We start from the raw sequence: 24,621 nt of genomic DNA on the forward strand, positions 1-24,621 counted from the left end.
CAGGCCAGTGGGTTTGTTAGCATAGCGACGTATTCGGGCGGAGAAAGTAAACGATGTCTTCCAGACGCGACCGGTTATTACAGCAAATGGGCATTACGCAGTATACGCTGCGGCGTCCGCGCGCGCTTCAGGGCGAGGTGTCCATCTCGCTTGCGTCAGAGACGCGCCTGCTGATTGTTGCCAGCGTGCCGCCACCGCTTTCCGATCCGCTACTTTGTGATGTGCTGCGTGCAATGCAGGTGAAAGAACCGCAGGTAATGGTGCTGACGCCTGAACAACTCGCGATGCTGCCCGATGAGACGCGCTGCGTTAGCTGGTGCCTTGGCCTTGACGCGCCGGTTTCCCTTGCGGGCTCGCAGATTGCTTCGCCTGCGCTTGCGGAGCTTTACCACAACCCCAACGCTAAAAAGGCGCTCTGGCAGCAGATTTCCCACTATGAATCCGATTTCTTTACTGACGCAGAACGATCTTGACGCCGCATTTGCCATTGAGCAGCGCGCGCATGCCTTCCCGTGGACCGAACAAACGCTGGCCAGCAATCAGGGCGAGCGATATCTGAATTATCGGCTGGACGTTGACGGTAAAATAGCGGCTTTCGCTATCACGCAAATTGTGCTGGATGAGGCTACGCTGTTTAACCTTGCGGTTGATCCCACCTTTCAGCGCCAGGGTCTTGGGCAGGAGCTGCTACAACATGTGATTGCTGCACTGGCGCAGCGCAATGTGCATACGCTCTGGCTGGAAGTCCGTGCCTCCAATCATCCGGCTATTGCTCTTTATACCAGGCTGAATTTCAATGAGGTCACGGTGCGCCGCAACTATTATCCCGCAGCCAACGGTCGGGAAGACGCCGTCATTATGGCGCTGATTATTTAAAAAAGGGTTTATCAACATGTTAAATGAGTGGGACTGGATCCTCTTCGACGCAGACGACACGCTGTTTCACTTCGACGCGTTTGCTGGTTTGCAGCGCCTGTTCCAGCAGTATGACGTGACCTTTACCGCACAGGATTACGACGATTACCAGGCGATCAATAAACCGCTGTGGGTTGATTATCAGAACGGCGCCATTACGGCGCTCCAACTCCAGCATCAGCGCTTTCAGGGCTGGGCGGATCGGCTGAACGTGATGCCGCACGATCTGAACAGCGGTTACCTGGCGGCGATGGCGGAGGTTTGTGTTCCGCTTGCGGGCGCGGTGAACCTGATCAACAGCCTGAAAGGGCGCGTCAATATGGGCATCATCACCAACGGCTTTACCGCGCTTCAGCAGGCCCGTCTGGAACGTACCGGCTTTATCGACTGTTTTGATCTGCTGGTTATTTCAGAACAGGTTGGGCATGCCAAACCGCATCCGGCAATATTCAACTATGCACTGGAAAAAATGGGAAACCCGCCCCGCGATCGCGTGTTGATGGTGGGCGATAATCCGGATTCAGACATTCTGGGCGGCATGAATGCAGGCCTGGCGACCTGCTGGCTCAACGCCGACGGACGCGTTTTGCCAGAGGGAATTCATCCGACCTGGCAGGTAAAAACGCTGAAAGAACTGGAAACGATTCTTATCACTTAAGTTTGCTTTTTCCGAATAGTTATCCTCTATAAGGCGCTATTTTCTGGTGTTAAATCCTGAAAAGGCGCTTTCATATCAAGAAAAACCTCATTTTTCTCTGGAGACGGCTGTCTCAATATCTCAGTTGTTGTAAATATGTATCCAAAAAGAAATATTTAAGCCCTTCTTATATAATTTATTGATATAAAAAATGCTATTTATATTTTACAAAGAAATAAAGCAAGGGCTAAATTAGCGTGTGATTATGGTTAATGTGCGATTTTCAGGGCCAATTCACAAGAATTTACCTTATTTCTCTCAGTTAAAATTCGCTTAACCTTGTTGTTGTGCTACCAGCAATCTTGAATAAACAGCGTGACTCTGTAAACTTGCATGAAATTACTCATTGAGCTGTAGCGTTGTCATCGCGTAGTGCGTCACGTGCGTACTCGTGCGGTAGCTATGGCACTGCGCGATATCTTACTGGTATGATTTATATGGATTAATCGATACCGTTACGCTATTGCCCTCTGGCGATGGTTATGGCGAAGCTCCAGCCGGAGCGGCGCTTTTTTACTCTCTAAAACTACATGAGGATCATGGTGAATAGTCGAATTGCGCTCAGCCTGCTTTTTGTTTTGATGGTTTCCGGATGTAAAACGCCACCGCCGCCGATGACGGATGACACTGTCGTCTCCAGCACGGTTGATGGCGTTAAGCTCACTCACCGCCATGCTGTACAGCCACCCAAAACATTTACGCCAGTGAATGAGGCGTATCGCGCGTTATATAGCGCGTCGGTCATGACGCGGCCAGACTTTGGCGGCAAGGTGGTGAGCTATCTGGAGACCGGCAAAACCTATACGGTGCTTGGCAGCGTTGAAAATAACTGGTTCGCCATTGCGGAGCAGGATCAGGAGCAACTGCTTGGGTATGTTCCGCTGCGTGCGGTTGTAAAGAGCGATCTTTATAACAGCACGGTAAAGGCCGATTCGCGCCGCAAACGTCCCCGGACGCCAGCGAAAAAAACCTGTGTTGCCGTCGATGGCGACAGCAAGGCCTGCCAGAACAATAACAATGGCACCTGGATCATCGAATAAACATGCGCTTATGGCTGTAATATGATGAAAATAAACCTGTTTCAGCGCCTGATCCTTCAGGCGCTTTTCCTTATCACGTTCGGCCTGTTGACGGGCTGTTCTTCCTCTTCACACAGCGATCCTTCTCAATACAACCTGATGTTTCAGGCTCACCCGCAGGTCAATAATGCTGCGCCGCTCAAAGTCAGGGTCATGCTGCTGAAGTCGGATGCCGACTTCATGTCCGCTGATTTTTATTCGTTGCAAAACAATGCCGCTGCCCTGTTGGGCGGCAACCTGCTTAACAGCGAACAGTTCTTCCTGATGCCAGGACAACTCAACAAAACGGTGAGCGGACAAAGCATCCCGGAAGCGCGTTACATCGGCATTCTGGCAGAATATCAAACGCTTGACGGGAAAAAATGGCGACTCTCTCTGCCGTTGCCCGCGCCGGGAAGCGCCAGCTTTTACAAATTCTGGCAGAGTTCGACGGACGAGCTGAAAGCGGAAATCATCGCCGATATTGGCGGTTTGCGCGTCGTGGGCCAATAAGCATTGACTGTAAACGGAAGCCATTATGAATAATGCCAAGAAAGTGGTCTGGACCGAGGGCATGTTTCTGCGCCCGCATCATTTCCAGCAGTCAGAAAGTTACCAACTCAGCGCGCTCCGCCAGTGGGGCAGCGCGCAGCGCCCGTGGATGTGGGGCTTTCTCGATTATGAAATTGACGAAGGGATGCTGCAACAGGGGAAAATCGCACTCAGTTCTGCCAGCGGACTGCTGCCTGACGGAACGTTTTTCTCTTTTCGTGACGCGAACGGCGCGCCGCCTCCGATTGAGATTGCCGACAATCAGATCGGCGAGAAAGTCGTGCTGGCGCTACCCGCGCGGCGCAACGGACGCGAAGAAGTCATCTTTAGCGAAACAGCCGACTCCCTCGCGCGCTACGTCAGTTTCGAACAGGAAGTGGACGACTTCAACGCCATGTCCGTCGGCGCGGCGGCGGTACAGTTCGGTAAACTACGCCTGCGGCTGATGCCGGAGAGCGAGCTGTCGGCGGAATGGACGGCGATGGCGGTGGTCAGCGTGGCGGAAAAACGCAGCGACAATCAGGTACAGCTCGACAGCAGCTACATTCCGCCGATGCTGCACAGCGGGGCTCATTCGCAGCTCGATAGCTGGCTCAATGATATCGCCGGCCTGCTGATGCAGCGAAGCCAGCAGATCGGTCAGCGCCTGCAACAGCCGGGACGCTTCAATACCGCCGATTTAGTCGATTTTATGCTGCTGGCGCTGATTAACCACCACGTCGGGCAGGCCAGCCATCTTAAAAATCTGCCGCTGCTCCATCCTGAAAAGCTCTTCGCCCACTGGTTGGCTTTCGCCTGCGAACTGACCACGTACACGCCGTCGCGTACCCCGGACGCCTTGCCGGTCTATGACCATGACGACCTGGCGCGCTGCTTCAGCAAACTGATGCTGACGCTGCGTCAGGGATTGTCGCTGGTGATGGAAGAGAACGCGATCCAACTGCCGCTGACCGAACGTTCCCACGGCCTGAACGTGGCGACGGTGCCGACCAGCTCCATGGTGCACGATTTCGGTTTTGTACTGGCCGTTCGCGCCAACGTGCCGGGCGACATGTTGCAAACGCACTTCCCCGCACAGATGAAGGTGGCGCCGGTAACCAAAATCCGCGATCTGGTTCAGCTCCAACTGCCGGGTATGGTGCTGCGCGCTATGCCTGCCGCGCCGCCGCAAATTCCCTGGCATGTCGGCTACAGCTACTTCGAGCTGGAGAAGGGGAGCGAACTGTGGCTGGAGATGGAAAAATCCGGCACCTTTGCGCTCCATCTCGCCGGCGACTTCCCTGGCCTGACCATGGAGTTCTGGGCCGTTCGTAATCACTCAGCCTGACGCAGGGAACAGAAAAGATGCAGGAACGACAGGCTACTCAGAACGATCTCTTTACCGGCGCCAGCAGCAGCAATCCGCTGGTGGCGGCGGCAAACGGTTTGCTCAACGCCATTCCACAAATTCGTCACTCGGTCACTCATGACGATCCCGCAGGTTTGCGCCAGCGACTGATTGATGAAATCCGTCAGTTCGAAATGAACTGCCAGCGGGCGTCGCTGCCGTATGAGGTCATTATTGGCGCACGCTATTGTCTTTGCACCGCGCTGGACGAAGCCGCCGCGCTCACGCCGTGGGGCAGCCGCGGCGTCTGGCCGGGGCAGGGGCTGCTGGTCACCTTTCATAATGAAACCTGGGGCGGCGAAAAGTTTTTTCAACTGCTCGCCAAACTTTCGCAAAATCCGCGCGAGCAGATTGCACTGCTGGAACTGATCAACTACTGCCTGCAACTGGGTTTTGAAGGCCGCTACCGCGTGCTGGACAATGGTCGCTCCCAGTTGGAAACCATCAAACAGCGTCTGTTGCAGATGATCCGCTCCGTGCGTGGCGGTTACGCGCCGCCGCTCTCTCCCCATCCGGAAGATCATCCCGTTATGCGCAAACTGTGGCGACCAGTCGTGCCGCTGTGGGCCTGCGCCGCGCTGGTTGGTTTCCTCGCCTGTCTGTTTTACATCCTGCTCAACTGGCGTCTCGGCGACGCGACCAGTCCGGTGCTGGCCGCCGTTTATCAAACGCCGCTGCCGGAAGTGACCATCAATAACCCGGCGCCGCCGCCGCCGGCTGCGCTCAACCTGAAGGCCTTTTTACGCCCTGAAATTGAGCAGGGATTGGTGGCGGTTCGCGATGAGGCCGATCGCAGCGTGGTGACGCTGAAGGGCGATGGCCTGTTCACCTCCGGCTCGACCGCCGTACGCGGGCGCTATGAGCAGGTGCTTGATCGCATTGCCCAGGCGATGAACAACGTTAACGGCCGTATTCTGGTGGTGGGCTACAGCGACAATGTGCCGATCCGCAGCGCCCGCTTCGCCTCCAATTATGAACTTTCCCTCGCGCGTGCGCAGTCGGTACAGGAGCGGCTGCAACAGCATCTGAGCCAGCCGCAGCGCGTGAAGGCGGAAGGACGAGGCGAAACCAATCCGCTGGTGCCCAACACCACGGCGGAAAACCGCGCGCGCAACCGCCGGGTGGACATCACGCTGTTAGTTTCTCCGCAGAATACGCGTGCGGAGATCAACGGCTTGCAGCAAGGAAATTAACGGATGCTGAATATTTTTTTCGCCATTATGACTAACCGGCTGATGTGGGGATTTGTCGGTATCACCGCGCTCTCCTTTATCATCTGGGTGATCGGGCCGGTGTTTTCTATTGTCGACTCACGTCCGCTCGAACCGGAAGTCAACCGTCAAATCAGTATCGCGCTGCTCTATATCGTCTGGGGTTTGAGTAATCTTGTGCCGCGGCTCTACAACGCCTGGCTCAACCGCAAGCTGATGGGCAGCCTGAAATCCACCTCAGAAGAGAGCGCCGATCCCGATCGCAAACGTCTGACTAATGAGGATCGGGTGCTGGCCGAGCGCTTCTCCGAAGCGTCAGATCTGCTGAAAAAAGCGCACTTCAGCCGTGCAGGCAACCGCCGCTGGACGCAACGCTTCAGTCGCCAGTATCTCTATCAGCTTCCCTGGTACGTGATCATTGGCGCGCCCGGCGCGGGCAAAACCACCGCGCTGGTTAACTCCGGGCTTCAGTTTCCGCTTGCCGACCGCTTTGGCAAGGCGGCGCTACGCGGTATCGGTGGAACGCGCAACTGCGACTGGTGGTTCACCAATGAAGCGGTGCTGCTGGATACCGCAGGCCGCTACACCATGCAGCAAAGTGAAGAGCAGCAGGACGCGGGCGAATGGAACAATTTTATCGGCCTGCTGCGCAAATACCGCGGGCGTCAGCCGATCAATGGCGTGATCGTCACCATTAGCGTATCCGATCTGCTCACCCAATCCGCAGAGACTTCGCAGCAGCAGGCGATTTCGCTGCGCCAGCGGCTGACCGAGCTGCACGAACAACTCGGCATTCGTTTTCCAGTCTACGTGCTGGTAACGAAAACCGATCTGCTGAAGGGCTTTCGCGCCTATTTTGCAAAGTTCGATAAGGCGCAGCGCGACCAGGTGTGGGGCTTCACCTTTCCGTGGGAGCGCTCGAAGCATGCGGATTTTGACCTGTTAAGCACCTTCACGCAGGAGTTCGCGCTCCTTCAGCAGCGGCTGGACGCCGGACTGCCGGACACGCTGCTTCAGGAGAGCGACGCCCGGACACGCGCAGAGAGCTATCTCTTCCCGCAGGAGTTTGCCGCGCTTCGCCCGCTGCTTCATGACTACCTTGATACGGTATTTGCCCGTTCCAACTTTGAAACGCAGTTTTCGCCGCGCGGTATCTACTTTGCCAGCGGCACGCAGGAAGGCCTGCCGTTTGACCGGGTCATGGGCGAGCTGAGCCGCGCGCTACAGCTTCCTGATACCGAAAGCGGCACCAGCGGCAACTGGAACAACGTCAACAAAGAGGCGCCGATCCCGGCCAACAAAGGCCAGAGCTTTTTCCTTAAGGATCTGCTGCAAAACGTCATCTTTCAGGAAGCGGGCCTGGCGGGCAGTAACCGCTGGTGGGAACTGCGCAACCGCGCGGTGCTGTGGTCGGGCTATCTGCTGCTGGCGGCGGTGCTGGTGATTGCGGCGCTGCTGTGGACAACCAGCTTCCGTAACAATAAAGCCTATCTGCACGCCGTGAATGCGAAAGTGCCGAAGGTGGTGCAACTGAGCCGCAACCTGGAGGCCGGCGATCTGAGCGATCTCTATGCGCTACTTCCCTTCCTCAACGGCGTGGTGAAACTCCCTGAAAGCGACGATTTCGATCTGAACGATCCGCCGATCACCCGGCGCATGGGGCTGTATCGCGGCGTGGAGGTGACCGATGCCACCCAGGCGCTGTATCAGAAATCACTGCAACAGTTACTCATGCCGCAGGTTGCCAGGATGATCACCACCTGGCTGCGTAACGACAACGGCAGCGATGCGGATTACAGCTACGAAGCGCTGAAGGCTTACCAGATGCTTTATCAACCGAAGCATTACGACGGCAAATTTCTGCATGCGTGGGTGATGCTCAATATCCAGCGCAATCAGCCGCAGAACGTGACGCGTGAGCAGACCAAACAGCTCGAATGGCACCTGATGCAGTTGCTGGAGACGCAGATCCAGGCGTCCCCTTACGCGCGGGATGATGCGCTGGTAAAGCGCGAGCAGGCGCTGATTAATCAGATGCCGCTGTCGCAGCGGGTCTACGGACGCCTCAGGCGCCTGCTACAAAGGGATGAAAGCCTGAAACCGGTATCGCTGGCTTCGCTGGGCGGTCCGCAGAGTGAGCTGGTGCTGGCGCGCAAAAGCGGTAAATCCATCGGCGACGGCATTCCCGGTCTGTTCACGCCGGACGGCTACTGGAACAGTTTCGATAAGAATATCGACAGCGTGACGGCGGCGCTGCACGACGACGATCGCTGGGTGCTGGGCGGACAGGTTGGCGGCGAAACCAAAGCGCAGACCGACCTCGCCGTGCGTCAACTCTACATGGCCGATTACATGCGGCAATGGGATGCGCTGTTACAGGATATTCAACTGAACAGCAGCGCGGATCTCTCCCAGCGCATCAACGCCGCGCGCCTGCTTTCCGGCAGCAACTCGCCGCTGCGCAAGCTGGTGATTAACCTCAGTCACTATCTGGTACTGGAAAAAGCAGCGCCTGGGGACGACAAAACCCAGGCGGAAAACAAGACCGGCAGCATGGCAAGCAATACGCTCGACGCGCTGTTCCGTTCCCGACAGAACACGACCGATACCAGCCAGCAGCAGGCGCCTGAACAGTCAGTAACTGCTCACTTTGCGCCGATCATCGAGCTGGCGCAGCCGCTGGAAAAAGGCGGTAAAACCATCGCCTTTGATGATTTCCTGAAGCAGATCGACGATCTCTATCGCTATCTGACGGCGGTGCAGGACGCGGCAAACAGCGGTATGCCGCCGCCTGCCGGCGATGCGATCAGCCGTCTTCAGGCCAGTGCGGGACGGCTGCCGGGCGCCCTGCAAAACATGTTCACCAGCATGGCGGTGGGCGCCAGCAGCGACACGCAGCGCCGCGATCTTGATAACGTGCGCAAGCGCATCAACGTGGAAGTCGGCAGCTTCTGCCGCCAGGCGATTGCCGGACGCTATCCGCTTTCGCGCAATGGCCGCGCGGAAGTGACGCCGGACGACCTGGCGCGCATGTTTGCGCCAGGCACTGGCCTGATGGACAGCTTCTTTCGCGATAACCTGGCGAACAAGGTCGATACCACCCAGGCGAACTGGCGCTTTACCCCAGGCATCGACGGCAAAACGCTGCCCGGCGGCGAAAGCGTGCTGCGACCGTTTCAGCAGGCGCAAAGCATTCGCGACGCTTTTTTCGCCAACGGCGCCGCCTCGCCCGCGTTTCGCGTGACGGTACGCACGGTGCAAATGGATAACAATATTCTCACGCTTTCGCTGGACGTTGATGGTCAGCTGCTGCGCTACAGTCACGGGCCGCAGGCGGTACAGCTGATGAACTGGCCGGGGCCGGGCGGCACCAGTCAGGTGAGAATGCAACTCGGTCTGGCCGATGGCACGACCGCGACGCTGGTCACCAACGGCCCCTGGGCACTGAACCGTTTCTTTGATCGCGCCCAACAAGCACGCGGCGCAGGCAGCCTCAGCCGTCAGGCGACATTTAACGTCAACGGCCACCGCGTGGTGCTGGAATTCACCCCGAACAGTATTCGCAACCCGTTTCAGCTTCCCGGGTTCTCATGCCCATAACTGCAAGGAAATGATGATGAGCCAGACGCCCGCGATTGGCTGGTATGGAAAATTGCCCAGTGCCGGTGATTTCTTAAAGCGCCGTTTTCCTGATGCCATCTGGCAGCAGTGGACCCACTGGTTTCAGGTAGGGTTACTTAACTGGCAACAGAACGAAGAGCAGCGCCCTGACAGCGAACAAAAGTTCAGCAGTGCGCCCGTCTGGAATTTTATCGTGCCGCCGATGCTCGGCAGCCAGCTGGTGCAGATGGGCTGCCTGCTTCCTGCGCGTGACAGCGTCGGGCGGCAGTATCCGGTCTGCGCGCTGATGACCTTTTCGCCGCAGAGCTGGGCGCTTTCGCAGCTGTCGATGGCCGGAGAATGGTATCAACAACTGGGGCGCGTATTGATACAGGCGGTGCGCGAAGGCTATTCCGCCACGCAGTTGGACGAGGCATTGCTGTCGGTTCCCACGCCCCAGGTGCCTTCCGATGCGCAGCGTTCGGAAATTCTGGACGTCATCGGACGCGGCGATCGGCCCTGCACGCTGAGCTGGCGGCAGGCGTGCGAGAGCTTCGATCCGCAGCGACCAACCAGCTTCTGGTGGACGAATCAGACCGACGGCTATCCGCTTTATACCCACATTCACAGCGGCAACTTTACCAGCCAGCTCTTTACGATGTTGTTCGACCCGGCGGCAGGGGCTAAACCGGGGCGGCACGGCCTCTACCCGCCGATGTTTGAATAAGGAATCACGATGAATATTGATGCGCTTCTCGTACCGGTCAGTGACGACCGCCCCTGCGGCGAGAATCTGGAATATGACGCGGACTACATGGCGATGGATCAGGCCAGCGAAGGCAAAGCCGAGCAGCAGTTTGGCACAACCATCATTCCTGCCGAGCCGCCGGACTGGAACAAAGTGGAGCGGCTGGCGAGCGATCTACTCACCCGTACCAAAGATCTGCGGGTGATGTTGGCATTGACGCGGGCCAGAACACAGCTCAAAGGGCTGCCCGGTTACGCTAACGGGCTTGCGCTGATCGAGCAGGCGCTGAACCAGTGGTGGACGCCGCTCTGGCCGATGCTGGAGGAGGATGGGCATCACGACCCTTTTTATCGAATCAATGCGCTGGGCGCGCTTGGTGATAAGTCAGCGCTTACTAACGCTGTGCGTCAGGCGCCGTTGCTACGCAGCGCCTCCGATGAGATTTCGCTGCGTGACGCCTGCGCGCTGTTGGACGGTAGCAAAACAGACTGCCCGGACTATCCGGGCGGGCGCGCGCGTTTAATCGACGAACTGGCGCGCGGCGGCCAGCCTGGCGTTGAGGCTCTGCTGGATATAAGTGAGCGTTTGCAAACCATACGGGCCACGCTGGTCAGCCATTTAGGTGAAACCGGTGTGCCTGAAATGGCGCAGTTGATGAAAACCGTTCAGACCGTTGTGGAGGCGTGCGTCGCCACCGATCTTTCAACGCTGATACCTGCCGCCCAACCGCTGGAAACCGCGTCGGAAAGACCGGTGCAAAAAAAGGTGAGTCACGGCGTTGACTGGCGCAGCGCGCAGCCCACCTCGCGCGCGGATGCACAACTGATGTTAGAAAAAGTAAAGCAGTACTTTGTGCAGCATGAGCCAAGCCATCCGGCTCCGCTGATGATCGACCGCGTACAGCGGATGATCGAAATGGACTTTATGGACATCATTCGCGACCTGGCTCCGGACGGCGTTCATCAGTTGGAAAACATTTTCGGACGCCGCGACGGATAACCCCGGCGTTCACCCTTTTTACCGCGCATACCAATGGAGAACACCATGGCAATCAGTAAATCCAGTGGGCAGAAGTTTATCGCCCGTAACCGCGCGCCGCGCGTACAAATTGAGTACGACGTGGAGATCTATGGTGCGGAACGCAAAATTCAGCTGCCGTTCGTTATGGGCGTCATGGCAGATCTGGTCGGCAAGCCGGTCGAAGGCCTGCCCGCCGTCGATGAGCGAAAATTCATGGAGATCGATATCGATAATTTCGATGAGCGTATGAAGGCGCTGAAGCCCCGCGTGGCTTTTCAGGCCGACAATACGCTGACCGGCGAAGGCCGTCTGAATATCGACCTTACCTTTAACAGCATGGAAGACTTCTCGCCAGATGCCGTGGCGCGCAACGTTGAGCCGCTGAATAAGCTGCTGGAAGCGCGTACCGAGCTTTCTAATCTGCTGACCTATATGGATGGCAAAAACGGCGCGGAAGAGCTGATCTCGAAAATTTTGCAGGATCCAACGCTGCTTAAGTCGCTCAGCCATCTGCCAAAGCAGGATGATGCTGAGAACAAAGGCGGGGAGGCATAAACGATGAGCAATCCATCACAGCAGCAGCAGCAGGAACAGCAGCAGGGCTGGAGCCAGGACGAGTTCAGTTCATTGCTGAACAAAGAGTTCCGTCCGAAAACCGACACCGCGCGCTCGGCGGTTGAAAGTGCGGTAAAAACGCTGGCGCAGCAGGCGCTGGAAAACAGCGTCACCGTCTCCAGCGATGCCTACCGCACCATTCAGGCGCTTATCGGTGAAATTGATGAGAAGCTGTCTCAGCAGGTCAACCAGATCATCCACCATGAAGACTTTCAGAAGCTGGAAGGCGCGTGGCGCGGACTGAGCTACCTGGTGAACAACACCGAAACCGACGAGATGCTGAAAATTCGCTTTATGAGCATCTCCAAGCAGGAACTGGGCCGCACGCTGAAGCGCTATAAAGGCGTGGGCTGGGATCAGAGCCCGATCTTCAAAAAAATCTACGAAGAGGAATATGGTCAGTTCGGCGGCGAGCCGTTTGGCTGCCTGGTGGGCGATTACTACTTCGATCACAGCCCGCAGGACGTGGAGCTGCTGGGAGAAATGGCGCGCATTGGTTCTGCGTCGCACTGTCCGTTCATCACCGGCACCGCGCCGGAAGTGATGCAGATGGAGTCCTGGCAGGAGCTGGCGAACCCGCGCGATCTGACCAAAATCTTCCAGAACAGCGAATACGCCGCCTGGCGCAGCCTGCGTGAATCCGAGGACGCGCGCTACCTGGGGCTGGTGATGCCGCGTTTTCTTGCGCGTCTGCCTTATGGCATTCGCTCCAACCCGGTCGACAGCTTTGATTTTGAGGAAGAGACTGAAGGCGCCAACCACGCCAACTACACCTGGACCAACGCGGCTTATGCCATGGCTGCCAACATCAACCGCTCGTTCAAAGAGTACGGCTGGTGCACCGCCATTCGCGGCGTTGAGTCCGGCGGCGCGGTAGAAAATCTGCCCTGCCATACCTTCCCGAGCGACGACGGCGGCGTGGACATGAAGTGCCCGACCGAGATCGCCATCAGCGATCGTCGTGAAGCCGAGCTGGCCAAAAACGGCTTTATGCCGCTGGTTCACCGCAAGAACTCCGACTTTGCTGCCTTTATCGGCGCGCAATCGTTGCAGAAGCCGGCGGAATATCACGACGCAGACGCCACCGCCAACGCGCGTCTGGCTTCACGTTTGCCGTATCTGTTCGCCTGCTGCCGTTTTGCGCACTATCTGAAGTGCATCGTGCGCGACAAGATCGGTTCTTTCCGCGAGCGTGATGAAATGCAGCGCTGGCTGAACGACTGGATTATGAACTATGTCGATGGCGATCCGGCTAACTCATCCCAGCAGGACAAATCCCGCAAGCCGCTTGCTGCTGCGAACGTTGAGGTGCAGGAGATCGAGGACAACCCGGGCTATTACGCCGCCAAGTTCTTCCTGCGTCCGCACTATCAGTTGGAAGGCCTGACGGTATCACTGCGTCTGGTCTCTAAGCTGCCGTCGTTGAAGGCGGATAACGCGTAATCAATTTTACAGAGGTGACGGCAGTTACCTCTGAATAAATTCGTGGGAATATTACCGCAATATTCCAGCGATCCTCTGAATATTCCATGTAGCGATATTCGAGAGTGAGGCAGAGGTAAAATATGGACTGTTTTATTCAGCCCCATGCTTTCCTGTTTGCCATATCAGTGCTTTATCTTAAGCAAAATTTAACTAATTGAGAGTAGATAATCATGGCTATTGATATGTTCTTAAAAGTTGATGGTGTAACCGGTGAATCGAAGGATTCTAATCATAATGGTTGGACAGATATCACTTCATTCTCATGGGGTGCAACTCAGCCAGGTAATATGAACGTTGGTGGTGGTGGCGGTGCGGGTAAAGTAAATTTTAACGATTTACGCATTGAAGCTCTTATCGACAAGTCTACAACCGCACTTTTAAAATTCTGTTCCAGTGGTAAGCATATTGCCAAAGTTGAAGTTTCAGTTTGTAAGGCAGGAGGGTCTCAAATTGAATATGCTCGTGTTACGCTGGAAGATGTTCTGGTTACTTCCATGAATTACAATGGAACAGACAACGGAGATACTTTAACGATGACCTATACTTTCCAGGCATCAAAAGTGAAACAACAATACTGGGAGCAGAGTTCATCCGGTGGGAAGGGTCCTGAAAGTAGCGCAGGATGGAACATTAAAGAAAATAAAGAAGCATAATAAATTCGCCTCCTCATAGAGGAGGCCATTTTTGATAACATAGTATGGATGTTTACTAAGGTATTTTTAGAAGGAGTTGAAAATGAGTACCGTAAAAATAAGTCATCCGGTAGGAGTTGGGCAAATAAATAAAATGCAGGATGTTAAGACTGTGCAGTCACTACTTAACAGTAATAAGGTTATTACCAATGCATCAAATTCATTGGTAATAGACGGATTTATGGGGGGGGGGAACCATTGCCAGAATTAGAGAATTTCAGGAAAAAATTGTAAAAATTAAAAGTCCTGATGGTATCGTCTCACCCCATGGTCCAACGATGCGCAATTTACATAATCACTCAACTTCTCATGTCTCAATGACATTTAATGCGAATGAGAAAGGCCTCACAGAAGATATGTACATTAGTGCTGCAAAAGCCTTGAGTTGCGAAGTCGCTGCAATCAAAGCTATTGTCATGACTGAGACAGAGATTACCGGTCCATTTGATAACAAAGGCCGTCCTTCGATTTTATATGAAAGGCATTACTTTAGCAGGTTAACTAAAGGGAAATATGACGTTTCTCATCCTGAAGTCTCAGGTCCAAGATATGTAAAGTATGGCCGTATTAGCGAACAGTATACTAAACTCTATAAGGCAATGGAGTTGGATAAAGAGGCTGCATGGCGTTCTGCATCTTGGGGAGCGTTTCAAATAATGGGTGATAATTATCCAACGGCTGGATTTAGTAGTATTGGCGGATTCGTGGAAGGTATGAATACCATAAGCGGTCAATTATATGCCTTCGTAAATCATGTTAAAAATATCCCAGCGCTTAATAATGCTATAATTAATAAAAATTGGTCGAGATTTGCAAGGCTTTATAATGGGCCAGCATATAAAGAAAAAGGATATGATGTTACAATGTCAAATAATTATGATCGCGCATTACACAGATAAGGAAAAAAATGAAATATTTATTAGTTATGTTGGCCATGGTCTCAGCCTGTGCAGTTGCTAAAACAACCCTCAAACCCGCCGATCCAAAGCCGTATGAAAATGCACTTTATCAAAAAGCATTGACTTTAAATATTGAAAAGCCGTTTGTCTTTCAAGATCAAACATTCGCTCTTGTCGACGAAGACAAGAATATTGGTATAATTATTCCCGGTAAAGGTAAAATTATACATAACTCAGCATGCTTTATTGGATGGTCTGTTAATAGTGAAGATATCCAATCATTCATACCTACTATAGGTTTTGATGAGTGGGAAATACCAGCATGTAAAAACGTATCCGCTATCGGTATTGTCTCCTCTGGTGCTGATATGGATGTTAAAATAGGTATCATATACAACGTGCTTGGAAGAGATATCGAAGGCCTGGAGTATGTTATTCTTAATATTGATAAGGGTAGTAAAAATATAACTATTGATAAAATGAGTACGCAAAAAGTAGTTTATTCGGATGCGAAAAATATACAAGATCTCAGGAGAGCATTAAAAAAATAGCTCTTTCTGCTAACGTTGGATAATTATGTTAGAAGATTAATCCAGGTAGTATATGTTTTTAGGGGGAAAGTAATCAATGGAAGTAAGCAAAACTCTCAGTCTTTAAGTATTAAATATCCAGTAAGTTGAGGGTGATGATATTCAAGGGTGTGAGGGGATGGTAGATAGTATATGGCTTGACCTGTGTTAGACTCAATTTAGATAAAATTTAATGGTCTGTGAAAGTGTAATATGTGAATCGTTTTTCTTTTCTTTCGTATTTTTATTGAATTGCGATATCAAGGCTTAGGGTTTATTCGTACGATGGAAGCTTGTATGAGTAACGATATCATCATGCTATTTCATTTTATTTAAAATGATCATCAAGTCTACAAATATGAGGTGGCTAGAAAAAGAGCCGCTTACTTAAAGAAATTTCTCTAATTAAAACATGAATGGAAATGAAGATAATTAATATTTTTATAATTGGTTTGTCATTGATGAGTGTATCTGTTCGAGCGGATGATGACTGTTCAAAATCAACAAACGATCCCGAACTATTTTCCTGTGTTAAAAAAAATAGAGCAATCACAGAAAAAGAACTCAATTATGAATATGCTGAAGCCAGAAAGAGGATTGAGAAAGTTTTTTCAAGTGAGCCAGAAATAAAAAAACAATATCAAAAAATATTTTTAGAATCCCAGCGCGGATGGCTCACATACCGAGAAAATCAGTGCAAAATTTATGCGCATGTTGCAGATAAAAGCAGTAATCCTTATATTTTATTTACTAATGATTGCGCAAATAAAATCAACAAGGCGAGAATTGATGAGTTAAGAAAAATCCCATATGATGGTTAATGCAGAGTTTATGAAAATATTGACGCAAATTTAAATTTTTCTTACAGACTAAATTTTGCAGCAAGGTGATCACTTGACAGACACATTTATCGCTTAGTTTTTACAACTCTGAGAATTAGATGGATTGAAATGTATAATAAAATTTTATGCTTAACGGTTTCAATGTTTCTGTTTTCGACAGTAAGTTTCGCAGAGGCTATTAGTAACAGAACCAATGAAAAAATGGTATTCTTCAGGCATATTGGTATCCGGTTGTTAACGACGATGGTTCAAAAGGTAAGGCGGAGCTGATGCTAAGGTTTTTTGAAGAAAATAAAAGTAGTAAAAAAGTTATCGAATTTTATAAAGTAAAAGACGAAAAAAACAATATCCCTGCTGAAACAGACTTTAACAATCCTACCACAATAAAACTCATACATTCGACATTTGAAAGAATACCTGATGGTTTCTTTAATTTTAAGGGGGGCATATAGAGAAATATGGAAGCGTAACTTATAGAGGGGAATTTTCAAAGGGGGATTGCGGTAAAGAAAACCACTATGCACAAGTGATAAAAGAGTAAGTGGCTTATTTCATTTTTTTCTCATTCAAGATGTGTCGTTGATGAAGACATAATTTATAACGCTTATGCCAGACTATATTTTTGATCCTATCACGATAAAAAAATATTGTGATAATTTTCATTAGATCGAGCTATCAGGTTAAGGTATTAAAAAATAGATCCCGTCGATTTTATAAAGAAATTCCTTACAGGCAACTCGTAATAGGGATAACGCTTGCAAGATATACAGCACAAGTATCTACTGAAAAAAAATCAAAGATGGTGCTGTGAGGAGTGCAAATGCAGGGTGAGAATTGATGCCATTTGCGAAGTCATTTTCGGCTATCCATATCCTGATTTTTTCAGGATAATAAATCTTATATATAGTTATTTGCAATCAGAAAATAATTTTAAGGATCTGAAAGACTCCATTTTGATCTATTCAAAAGCAAGGCAGAGGTAAAACATGGACTGTTTTATTCAGCCCTATGCTTTCCTGTTTGCCATATCAGTGCTTTATCTAAAGCAAATTTCAACTAATGAAGAGTAGATAATCATGGCTATTGATATGTTTTTAAAAGTTGACGGTGTTACGGGTGAATCTAAGGATTCTAATCATAATGGTTGGACAGATATCACTTCATTTTCATGGGGCGCGACGCAGCCGGGTAATATGAATGTTGGTGGTGGTGGCGGTGCGGGTAAAGTAAATTTTAACGATTTACGCATTGAAGCTCTTATCGACAAGTCTACAACCGCACTTTTAAAGTTCTGTTCCAGTGGTAAACATATTGCCAAAGTTGAAGTTTCAGTTTGTAAGGCCGGGGGGGCTCAAATTGAATATGCTCGTGTTACGCTGGAAGATGTTCTGGTTACTTCCATGAATTACAATAGAACAGACAATGGTGATACTTTAACGATGACATATACATTCCAGGCATCAAAAGTGAAACAACAATACTGGGAGCAAAGTTCATCCGGTGGGAAGGGCCCTGAAAGTAGCGCAGGGTGGAATATTAAAGAAAATAAAGAAGCATAATAAATCCGCCTCCTCATAGAGGAGGCCATTTTTGATAACATAGCATGGATGTTTACTAAGGTATTTTAGAAGGAGTTGAAAATGAGTACCGTAAAAATTAGTCATCCGGTAGGGGTTGGGCAAATAAATAAAAGGCAGGATGTTAAAACTGTGCAGTCACTACTGAACAGTAATAAGGTTATTACCAATGCATCAAATTCATTGGTAATAGACGGATTTATTGGGGAGAAAACCATTGCCAGAATTAGAGAGTTTCAGGAAAAAATTGTAAAACTCAAAAGTCCTGATGGTATCGTTTCACCCCATGGTCCAACGATGCGCAATTTACATAATCACTCTACTTCTCATGTCTCAATGACATTTAATGCGAATGAGAAAGTCCTCACAGAAGATATGTACATTAGTGCTGCAAAAGCCTTGAATTGCGAAGTCGCGGCAATTAAAGCTATTGTCATGACTGAGACAGAGATTAGGGGGCCATTCGATGATCAAGATCGACCAACAATTCTTTTTGAAAAACATTATTTTAGTCGGTTGACTCAAAAGAAATATGATGCTTCTCATCCGACTATATCTGGACCCGCAACAATGGATTACGGGACTTTTTCATCACAATATAAAAAGCTTTATGCGGCCATGGAGCTTGATAAATTAGCTGCTTATAAGTCAGCCTCATGGGGCGCCTTTCAAATTATGGGGGAAAATTACAGCTCATCAGGTTATTCTGATATTATATCTTTTGTAAAAGGAATGGAAACCATCGGCGGACAACTTTTTGCATTTGTAAACCATGTTAAGAATACACCAGTTTTACTACATTCGTTACAAAGTAAGAATTGGAGTGCTTTTGCAAGGTATTATAATGGTCCTGGGTACAAAAAAAACAAGTATGATGCTAAAATGGGCAGGAACTATGAAAAGTCATTACACCAATAAAAGGATGTTCCGTATGAAACTTATATCCCCAATATTTATTTTTTTATGTTTTTTTTCCCCAATATCTATGGCGACGATAATTTTAAAGCCTGGTACACCAAATAATATCGAGAGAAATATTGAAAACGAAGATGCCTTTGTAAATATTAAAAATATTGAAGTGGATGCAAAGCAATCGTTCGATGTTTTTAATAATAAGGACGAGATAGGGTCTATTACTCCTGTATCTGGAATGATGCAGGACATTAAATCAGTTTGCTTTATCCGGTGGTCATCGGTAGGTAAAAATTTGCCGAATGTAATCCCTACCATAGGTTACGGATTATGGGAAACTGTAACCTGTGATAAAGTTACTGGTATAGGGGTTATTTCAAATAGCAATGATGCTGATGTTAAAATAGGTGTTATATATAATGTTTATTCAAACAGCTCAGAAGGATCGACCGTAGTGATTTTCAACTTAAATACTGTTAATTTTGTCCTGAGCATGGATAAAGTTCTTACAGAGAAAATACAGGGGAAAAACATAAAAAATATCGTTGAACTCAGAAGGTTTTATAAAGTATTTTAACGTAGATATTTTTATGAAAGTGTTACTTAAAAGTGCTTTAACTATTTTATTTCGATGAGGTTTTCTAAAAAGGTAGACTTTTTTGTAAGCTACTTGTGGGGTATTTAGGTGAGATAGATATAATTTTATTGACCAATAGTAATGTTAACTAACTTCGATTTTTATGCTTAAAATGTGAGCAATTGCGTCTTACTGAGTGATCTTTATAGGTAATTGACAGGTGAACGTAATAAATGAGATATTTAAAAACTTCTCTGCTGGCCGTTTTCTTTATATTCACGACAGCACAGATTGCGCTGAGTTAATAATCCCCCTGAATATAAATAGATTGTAAATATTCCTTGATGGTCATCTTTTTTTCAACTTTTTAATAATAAGGGCGAGATAGGATCTATTACTCCTCTATCTGGAATGATACAGAACATTAAATCAGTTTTTTTATCAGGTGGTACTCAGTAGATAGGAATGTACCGGATGTTATCCCTAAAATAGGTTACGGGTTACGGGTTACGGGTTACGGGTTACGGGTTACGGGTTACGGGTTATGGGAGACAGGAACGTGTGATAAAATGACTGTTATAGGGGTTATTTTCAAATCCGTAATTACAGACATTCTCGTCGATATTTTATCAAGGATTTACAAAAGGTAGGCGACCAATGGAGTCTGGAATGACTAATAATAGCGAGGCTTTAATAAGTTATATCGAAAGTACGCCTGGTATCAGTAGTTATGAAAAGGGCGTCAGTGAGCTAATTAACTGCTGCACATGATACTGCTGTAAACGATTGCATCGTGAGAACTAACAGCGAGAGAGCTTATTTTCTAAAATGAATGCCTTGCTAATTTCTGAGCTGGGGCTTGATAAATTGGTTATCCATAAGTCTGCTGCCTGTAAAATGCCGAATATATTCAATATAAAATAATTTATAGTAGTTTTACATTAGTTAAATATTGCAAATGTTTATATCAAAATTTAAGACGGCAGGCATTTTTTTTATAATTTCAAGCTTGTAATCAACAGGGAGTAACTATGCCAATACTGAAAGAAGGAAACTCCAGAGCGTTAACCGCGGGTGAGAAATTGTTGGCGATGAAAATATTTGGTGATGCAATACATTATCAGTCGGTCAAAATTCATAACGGCAGTTATCTGCCCTTCAATATGCAGTCTCAGGATGTGGCAATGACACCAAATGGTGAAATTTACTTCAGAGAACCACACTATATGGATGATTTCTCGACATCAGAATCGCGATATATTCACTGGTTTATTCATGAAATGGTGCATGTGCTTCAACACCAGCTTGGTATGAATGTCAGAACGCGTGGCGCGTTTAGTTGGGCAGTAAACTATAAATACACATTACCACCAGATAAGATTTTATCAGAGTATGGGATGGAGCAGCAGGCTTCTATTATTGCTGACTACTTTTATCTGACGCACTTCGGTAAAGATAATTTTCAAGAAATAATGAGCTTTGAGGGCATTGTCGGGCCAGATCTTTTGGATAAATACAGAAACAGTCTCAGCGTATTTCTTGCAAATCCGGGTGATAAAAAGGCATTTTTATGAAAATCAAATACATTATTCTGGTAACAATATTCCTGCTGGCAGGATGCCACCTCGAACGTCCCTGGTTTACTGTTATGAAAGTCAGGATTGAAAATAACCAGCCATGCTTTTTAATCCCTGAAAATGCAGCCCGTGCTGATGAAACTCTGCAAAGCCATGGCGTTATGGTCGAGCGTCATGAGGGAGGAAAATGGCAGGTGATCTCACCACCATCGACAACGTCTCCAGTAAGAAACGTCAGGGCGGGCGAGTGTACGCGCTGGGAGGGGACTACCTGGACTGCCGGGGAATATTCGGCTCTGATGCGTGTTGATAATATTTCCACCGAAAACACCGTGCGCTACGCAGTAAAGTTTTATCTTACCGAAGACGCCTCTGGTCAGTTGAGCGTCATTAATAAATAACTGCCTGCCTGAAACGAGCTGTGGTGCCTGAAGAACTCGCCCTTTTACAATCTCGGGGCAAAAAAAGGACTTTTATGAAATGCATCTGCATGGTTCCGGCAATCATCTTCCTGCTGGCAGGATGCCACTTTGGCGAACCCAGGTACGGGGTCATGAAGGTGAAGATTGAAAATAACCAACCCTGTTTTTTAATCCCTGAAAATGCCGCACGCGCTGGTCAAATCTTACGTAGCAATGGCGTGACGGTTTCCCGCCGCGAAGGAGCGAAATGGCAGGTGATCTCTCCGTCAGCGGCTGCCACGCCCGCAAGAGATGTCAAACCGGGTGAATGCACGCGCTGGGAGGGTACTCCCTGGGGAGCCGGAGAATATGGCACCTTGATGCGCATTGATAGCGTCTCCACCGAAGATACGGTGCGCTACCTTGCAGAATTTTATCTTACCGAAGACGCGTCAGGCCAACTGAGCGTCATCAATAAATAATCGCCCGCCTGCACCCCCGTTCGTAGGCTGCGGCAATGCATAAAGTACTCGCCCTCCAATAATCGTTTTTGCGCCTGTTTTCACCATGGATGTAACTCATGGAACAGGCTTTACATCCAATGCAGGAATCCGTTATGCGATTTACGATAATAGCGAATAAACCGGGTCACCAGCCGCCGCAGAGCAGTTTCGACTTTGCGCCGCCGGGCGGCACTGTAGGCCGCGGGCCTAAAAATAACCTTGTGCTGCCGGACGATAAACGCACCATCTCCCGCCTTCAGGCGCTGGTGCATATCAACGCCGAGGGCGAATGTCGCATCACCAATCGCGGCAATGTCACACAGGTTCATCTCAACGATATTCCGCTGGCGCGTGGGCGTCAGGTGGAGTTGCAGGAGGGCGACGTTCTCACGATTGATGAGTACCGTATCCAGGTCAGCGAACTCTCCGCCAGCGTGCCGCAGGCTGCGCCGGTAGTGCAGCCTGTCGTCGCGCAGCAGCCCGCTCCGCAACCGGCGGCAACGGAAAGCACGCCTGCCGCGATCCCCAGTGAAATCTGGGACAGCCTGGCGCAGGAGTTCTCAATTACCGATAACCTTTCCAGCCGCAGCAAGCCCGCGCCGGTCAGCGGCAACCCGCTCACCGAAGGGCCGACGCCGGATCGCAATCCGGTCGATCCGCTGGCGCAGTTCAGTTCCGCCGATCTGAATCTGGATCGCCGCGAAAGCACGCCGGATGCGCTGTTTAACGAGGATCCTCTGTTTAAACAGCAGAGCATTTTCGATGACAGCACGCCAAGCACGCTGCTTCAGCAGCCTGCCGCCACACCGCAACAGCCGGTAAAAGGTCATGACGAGGTCGATCCGCTGGCGCTGTTCGGCGGCGGCGGCGGGGCGCCTCAACAAACCCACCGCGATGACCCGCTGGGCCTGATGATGGGCAATGCGGTGCCGCTGACGCCGCCGGAAGGGCAGACAGCGAAGCAGACCGACAACGATGTCAATCTCCAGGGCGGGACGTCGTCAACGGCGATTCCCGCGCAGCCGGACGCATTGAACAATTCGCCGCTCTTCGATGCGCAGCCGGACGCATTGAACAACTCGCCGCTCTTTGCCGCGCAGCCGGACGCATTGAGCAATTCGCCGCTTTTCAACGAGCCGCAGGAAGCAGGCCAACGCACGCCCCCTGCTGACGAGCTACCGCAGGCCTCGCCGCTGTTTGAGGAGCGCGCCGCGCAGCCCGACTACGGCGGCATCACGCTGCCGACGCCGCAGGCGGTTGCCCGCAATACCACGCCGCCGCCGAAAGGGCGTCTGCGTATCGATCCGGTTTCCGAGCCGGTTTCACATCAGGCCAGTGCGGCTTCCAGCGGCGACATGCTGGAAGGCGAACTGCTTGATGCGCTGATTGGCGGTATGGGACTGAACGATCTCCAACCCACGCCGCGTTTCGATCGCGACTCAATGCAGGAGCTGGGCCAGATGCTCAGCATGTTTTCGCAGGGCACCGTGGCGCTGCTCTCGTCGCGCTCGATCCTCAAGCGCGGCGTTAAAGCAGAAATGACGGTGATCCTTGACGAGGCCAACAACCCGTTCAAGCTGTTGCCGTCGGGCAAGTCGGTGCTGATGCAGATGTTCGGCAGCCGCATGCCGGGTTTTATGCCGCCGAAACAGTCGGTGCGCGATGCGCTGGTGGATCTCCAGGCGCACCAGTTGGGCATGATCGCCGGGATCCGCGCCATTATCGCGTCAATGCTTCAGTCGTTTAACCCACAGCAGCTTGAGGAAGAAGCGCGTCAGGAGGGCATCACCTCGCGCCTGTCGCTGCCGGGCAGCCGCAAGGCCGCGCTGTGGGATCACTTCACCAAACGCTACGGCGAAACGGCAGGTGAAATTGAAGATGACTTCCATACGCTGTTTGGCGAAGCCTTCTTACATGCTTACGACATGGAAGTGAATCAGTACAAAGACTCTCAAATCAGATCGGAAGAATAATGAATATCACCCTTGCCTCTATGTCGAATCAGGGCGCCCGCGACAGCAATCAGGACCAGACCGGCGAGCGCATCGGCGAGCGCTCCGCCTGCTTTGTGGTCTGTGACGGCGTGGCCGGCCTGCCCGGCGGCGATGTCGCGGCGGAGCTGGCGCGCAACACCATCCTGGAACGCTTCGACGGCGACCAGCATCTCAATGCGCAGAGCATTCGTCGCTATGTTAACGATGCCAATCGCGCCATTCGCCAGCAGCAAAAGGCGACCAGCGATTACAAACGCATGGGCACCACGCTGGTCAGCTTATTCATCGACAGAGATTACGAGCTGGCCTACTGGGCGCACGCGGGCGACAGCCGCCTCTATCTATTTCGCCGCGGCTATCTGTACGAGGTCACGACCGACCACAGCCTGGTGCAGCAGATGAAGGATGCCGGGCATCCCACCGAGGGCATCAACAGCAATATGCTCTATTTCGCACTGGGAATGGGCGATGAAGAGCGCGACGCCAGCTACAGCGACGTGGTACCCATTGAAGATGGCGATGCGTTTCTGCTCTGTACCGATGGCTTCTGGCATGGACTGACGCCGAATCATATGCAGCAGTCGCTGCACATGGTTAACACGCCTGCCGAATGGCTGACGCTGATGCAGGAGGTGATCCGTAAAAACGATCGTGAATCCTCCGGTAGTCAGGACAATTACAGCGCCGTCGCCGTCTGGATAGGCGACCCGCAAGACACCACGCTGCTGCACTCTTTATCAGAAGCAGCCCAGTTTTTTCCTCTTCGTGATTAAATTACGGCCTTCAAGGA

The 24,621-nt window shown here is 50.7% G+C and carries 25 protein-coding genes; all 25 read left to right on the forward strand.

Annotation, left to right across the window (positions count from 1 at the left end):
* The first annotated feature begins 53 nt into the window (after window positions 1-53).
* Complete coding sequence (locus tag GS12_RS14150) at window positions 54-473, forward strand: DNA polymerase III subunit psi (RefSeq protein WP_034948163.1); 420 nt, start codon at window positions 54-56, stop codon at window positions 471-473.
* The gene (rimI, locus tag GS12_RS14155) at window positions 436-876 is read left to right on the forward strand and encodes a ribosomal protein S18-alanine N-acetyltransferase (protein WP_034948166.1); all 441 of its coding nucleotides are present in this window, start codon (window positions 436-438) and stop codon (window positions 874-876) included. Before GS12_RS14150 ends, rimI begins: the two co-directional genes overlap by 38 nt.
* A 16-nt stretch (window positions 877-892) precedes the next feature.
* A complete protein-coding gene (gene yjjG / locus GS12_RS14160; protein ID WP_034912030.1) occupies window positions 893-1,573 on the forward strand; it encodes a pyrimidine 5'-nucleotidase in 681 nt (226 codons plus the stop codon).
* A gap of 581 nt (window positions 1,574-2,154) precedes the next feature.
* A complete protein-coding gene (locus GS12_RS14165) occupies window positions 2,155-2,652 on the forward strand; it encodes an SH3 domain-containing protein (protein ID WP_162834964.1) in 498 nt (165 codons plus the stop codon).
* Between the two features lie 24 nt (window positions 2,653-2,676).
* Window positions 2,677-3,183 (forward strand): type VI secretion system lipoprotein TssJ, encoded by a 507-nt coding sequence (tssJ, locus tag GS12_RS14170; protein ID WP_051937374.1) that lies wholly within the window; start codon window positions 2,677-2,679, stop codon window positions 3,181-3,183.
* A 25-nt stretch (window positions 3,184-3,208) separates the two neighbouring features.
* A complete protein-coding gene (tssK, locus tag GS12_RS14175) occupies window positions 3,209-4,549 on the forward strand; it encodes a type VI secretion system baseplate subunit TssK (RefSeq protein WP_034912032.1) in 1,341 nt (446 codons plus the stop codon).
* A 17-nt stretch (window positions 4,550-4,566) separates the two neighbouring features.
* Window positions 4,567-5,802: a DotU family type VI secretion system protein gene (locus tag GS12_RS14180; protein WP_034912033.1), complete on the forward strand. Its 1,236-nt coding sequence runs from the start codon at window positions 4,567-4,569 to the stop codon at window positions 5,800-5,802.
* A 3-nt stretch (window positions 5,803-5,805) separates the two neighbouring features.
* A complete protein-coding gene (gene tssM / locus GS12_RS14185) occupies window positions 5,806-9,420 on the forward strand; it encodes a type VI secretion system membrane subunit TssM (protein ID WP_034948169.1) in 3,615 nt (1,204 codons plus the stop codon).
* Window positions 9,421-9,436: 16 nt separating this feature from the next.
* Window positions 9,437-10,147, forward strand: coding sequence for a type VI secretion system-associated protein TagF (tagF, locus tag GS12_RS14190; RefSeq protein WP_034948171.1), 711 nt, complete (start codon window positions 9,437-9,439; stop codon window positions 10,145-10,147).
* Between the two features lie 9 nt (window positions 10,148-10,156).
* Window positions 10,157-11,167, forward strand: coding sequence for a type VI secretion system protein TssA (gene tssA / locus GS12_RS14195; RefSeq protein ID WP_034948172.1), 1,011 nt, complete (start codon window positions 10,157-10,159; stop codon window positions 11,165-11,167).
* 45 nt (window positions 11,168-11,212) lie between these two features.
* Complete coding sequence (tssB, locus tag GS12_RS14200) at window positions 11,213-11,743, forward strand: type VI secretion system contractile sheath small subunit (protein WP_034912039.1); 531 nt, start codon at window positions 11,213-11,215, stop codon at window positions 11,741-11,743.
* Between the two features lie 3 nt (window positions 11,744-11,746).
* Window positions 11,747-13,246, forward strand: coding sequence for a type VI secretion system contractile sheath large subunit (gene tssC, locus GS12_RS14205; protein ID WP_034948173.1), 1,500 nt, complete (start codon window positions 11,747-11,749; stop codon window positions 13,244-13,246).
* A 212-nt stretch (window positions 13,247-13,458) separates the two neighbouring features.
* Entirely contained in the window at window positions 13,459-13,941 is a 483-nt protein-coding gene (locus GS12_RS14210; protein ID WP_034948174.1) for an Hcp family type VI secretion system effector, read from the forward strand.
* Window positions 13,942-14,258: 317 nt separating this feature from the next.
* Complete coding sequence (locus GS12_RS14215; protein WP_235421181.1) at window positions 14,259-14,879, forward strand: N-acetylmuramidase family protein; 621 nt, start codon at window positions 14,259-14,261, stop codon at window positions 14,877-14,879.
* Window positions 14,880-14,887: 8 nt separating this feature from the next.
* Window positions 14,888-15,430 (forward strand): hypothetical protein, encoded by a 543-nt coding sequence (locus GS12_RS23025; protein WP_052118467.1) that lies wholly within the window; start codon window positions 14,888-14,890, stop codon window positions 15,428-15,430.
* Between the two features lie 440 nt (window positions 15,431-15,870).
* The gene (locus GS12_RS14225; protein ID WP_235421183.1) at window positions 15,871-16,269 is read left to right on the forward strand and encodes a lysozyme inhibitor LprI family protein; all 399 of its coding nucleotides are present in this window, start codon (window positions 15,871-15,873) and stop codon (window positions 16,267-16,269) included.
* Window positions 16,270-16,559: 290 nt separating this feature from the next.
* A complete protein-coding gene (locus GS12_RS14230) occupies window positions 16,560-16,742 on the forward strand; it encodes a hypothetical protein (RefSeq protein ID WP_034948176.1) in 183 nt (60 codons plus the stop codon).
* A gap of 624 nt (window positions 16,743-17,366) precedes the next feature.
* Window positions 17,367-17,849: an Hcp family type VI secretion system effector gene (locus GS12_RS14235; RefSeq protein WP_034948179.1), complete on the forward strand. Its 483-nt coding sequence runs from the start codon at window positions 17,367-17,369 to the stop codon at window positions 17,847-17,849.
* An 81-nt stretch (window positions 17,850-17,930) separates the two neighbouring features.
* On the forward strand, window positions 17,931-18,785 hold the full coding sequence (locus tag GS12_RS14240) for an N-acetylmuramidase domain-containing protein (RefSeq protein WP_034948182.1): 855 nt from the start codon (window positions 17,931-17,933) through the stop codon (window positions 18,783-18,785).
* 13 nt (window positions 18,786-18,798) lie between these two features.
* Window positions 18,799-19,356 carry a hypothetical protein gene (locus GS12_RS14245; RefSeq protein WP_034948185.1) on the forward strand — a complete coding sequence of 186 codons (558 nt, stop codon included), beginning with the start codon at window positions 18,799-18,801 and terminating at the stop codon, window positions 19,354-19,356.
* A 1,031-nt stretch (window positions 19,357-20,387) separates the two neighbouring features.
* The gene (locus GS12_RS14250; RefSeq protein WP_034948187.1) at window positions 20,388-20,930 is read left to right on the forward strand and encodes a hypothetical protein; all 543 of its coding nucleotides are present in this window, start codon (window positions 20,388-20,390) and stop codon (window positions 20,928-20,930) included.
* A complete protein-coding gene (locus GS12_RS14255; protein ID WP_034948190.1) occupies window positions 20,927-21,334 on the forward strand; it encodes a putative T6SS immunity periplasmic lipoprotein in 408 nt (135 codons plus the stop codon). Before GS12_RS14250 ends, GS12_RS14255 begins: the two co-directional genes overlap by 4 nt.
* Before the next feature lie 23 nt (window positions 21,335-21,357).
* Window positions 21,358-21,816, forward strand: coding sequence for a putative T6SS immunity periplasmic lipoprotein (locus GS12_RS14260; protein WP_152601415.1), 459 nt, complete (start codon window positions 21,358-21,360; stop codon window positions 21,814-21,816).
* A gap of 134 nt (window positions 21,817-21,950) precedes the next feature.
* Entirely contained in the window at window positions 21,951-23,810 is a 1,860-nt protein-coding gene (tagH, locus tag GS12_RS14265; RefSeq protein ID WP_034948196.1) for a type VI secretion system-associated FHA domain protein TagH, read from the forward strand.
* The gene (locus GS12_RS14270; RefSeq protein ID WP_034912051.1) at window positions 23,810-24,604 is read left to right on the forward strand and encodes a PP2C family protein-serine/threonine phosphatase; all 795 of its coding nucleotides are present in this window, start codon (window positions 23,810-23,812) and stop codon (window positions 24,602-24,604) included. The genes tagH and GS12_RS14270 overlap by 1 nt, the downstream gene beginning before the upstream one ends.
* The last annotated feature ends 17 nt before the right edge of the window (window positions 24,605-24,621 follow it).

The sequence above is a fragment of the Erwinia oleae genome (assembly GCF_000770305.1).
In the GTDB taxonomy this organism is placed as follows: Bacteria; Pseudomonadota; Gammaproteobacteria; order Enterobacterales; family Enterobacteriaceae; genus Erwinia; species Erwinia oleae.

Bases quoted from the DNA above. Each gene is read 5' to 3' on its own strand.
- GS12_RS14150 (WP_034948163.1), top strand. From the start codon at position 54: ATGTCTTCCAGACGCGACCGGTTATTACAGCAAATGGGCATTACGCAG.
- rimI (WP_034948166.1), top strand. From the start codon at position 436: ATGAATCCGATTTCTTTACTGACGCAGAACGATCTTGACGCCGCATTT.
- yjjG (WP_034912030.1), top strand. From the start codon at position 893: ATGTTAAATGAGTGGGACTGGATCCTCTTCGACGCAGACGACACGCTG.
- tssJ (WP_051937374.1), top strand. From the start codon at position 2,677: ATGAAAATAAACCTGTTTCAGCGCCTGATCCTTCAGGCGCTTTTCCTT.
- tssK (WP_034912032.1), top strand. From the start codon at position 3,209: ATGAATAATGCCAAGAAAGTGGTCTGGACCGAGGGCATGTTTCTGCGC.
- GS12_RS14180 (WP_034912033.1), top strand. From the start codon at position 4,567: ATGCAGGAACGACAGGCTACTCAGAACGATCTCTTTACCGGCGCCAGC.
- tssM (WP_034948169.1), top strand. From the start codon at position 5,806: ATGCTGAATATTTTTTTCGCCATTATGACTAACCGGCTGATGTGGGGA.
- tagF (WP_034948171.1), top strand. From the start codon at position 9,437: ATGAGCCAGACGCCCGCGATTGGCTGGTATGGAAAATTGCCCAGTGCC.
- tssA (WP_034948172.1), top strand. From the start codon at position 10,157: ATGAATATTGATGCGCTTCTCGTACCGGTCAGTGACGACCGCCCCTGC.
- tssB (WP_034912039.1), top strand. From the start codon at position 11,213: ATGGCAATCAGTAAATCCAGTGGGCAGAAGTTTATCGCCCGTAACCGC.
- tssC (WP_034948173.1), top strand. From the start codon at position 11,747: ATGAGCAATCCATCACAGCAGCAGCAGCAGGAACAGCAGCAGGGCTGG.
- GS12_RS14210 (WP_034948174.1), top strand. From the start codon at position 13,459: ATGGCTATTGATATGTTCTTAAAAGTTGATGGTGTAACCGGTGAATCG.
- GS12_RS14215 (WP_235421181.1), top strand. From the start codon at position 14,259: ATGCGCAATTTACATAATCACTCAACTTCTCATGTCTCAATGACATTT.
- GS12_RS23025 (WP_052118467.1), top strand. From the start codon at position 14,888: ATGAAATATTTATTAGTTATGTTGGCCATGGTCTCAGCCTGTGCAGTT.
- GS12_RS14225 (WP_235421183.1), top strand. From the start codon at position 15,871: ATGAAGATAATTAATATTTTTATAATTGGTTTGTCATTGATGAGTGTA.
- GS12_RS14230 (WP_034948176.1), top strand. From the start codon at position 16,560: ATGCTAAGGTTTTTTGAAGAAAATAAAAGTAGTAAAAAAGTTATCGAA.
- GS12_RS14235 (WP_034948179.1), top strand. From the start codon at position 17,367: ATGGCTATTGATATGTTTTTAAAAGTTGACGGTGTTACGGGTGAATCT.
- GS12_RS14240 (WP_034948182.1), top strand. From the start codon at position 17,931: ATGAGTACCGTAAAAATTAGTCATCCGGTAGGGGTTGGGCAAATAAAT.
- GS12_RS14245 (WP_034948185.1), top strand. From the start codon at position 18,799: ATGAAACTTATATCCCCAATATTTATTTTTTTATGTTTTTTTTCCCCA.
- GS12_RS14250 (WP_034948187.1), top strand. From the start codon at position 20,388: ATGCCAATACTGAAAGAAGGAAACTCCAGAGCGTTAACCGCGGGTGAG.
- GS12_RS14255 (WP_034948190.1), top strand. From the start codon at position 20,927: ATGAAAATCAAATACATTATTCTGGTAACAATATTCCTGCTGGCAGGA.
- tagH (WP_034948196.1), top strand. From the start codon at position 21,951: ATGCGATTTACGATAATAGCGAATAAACCGGGTCACCAGCCGCCGCAG.
- GS12_RS14270 (WP_034912051.1), top strand. From the start codon at position 23,810: ATGAATATCACCCTTGCCTCTATGTCGAATCAGGGCGCCCGCGACAGC.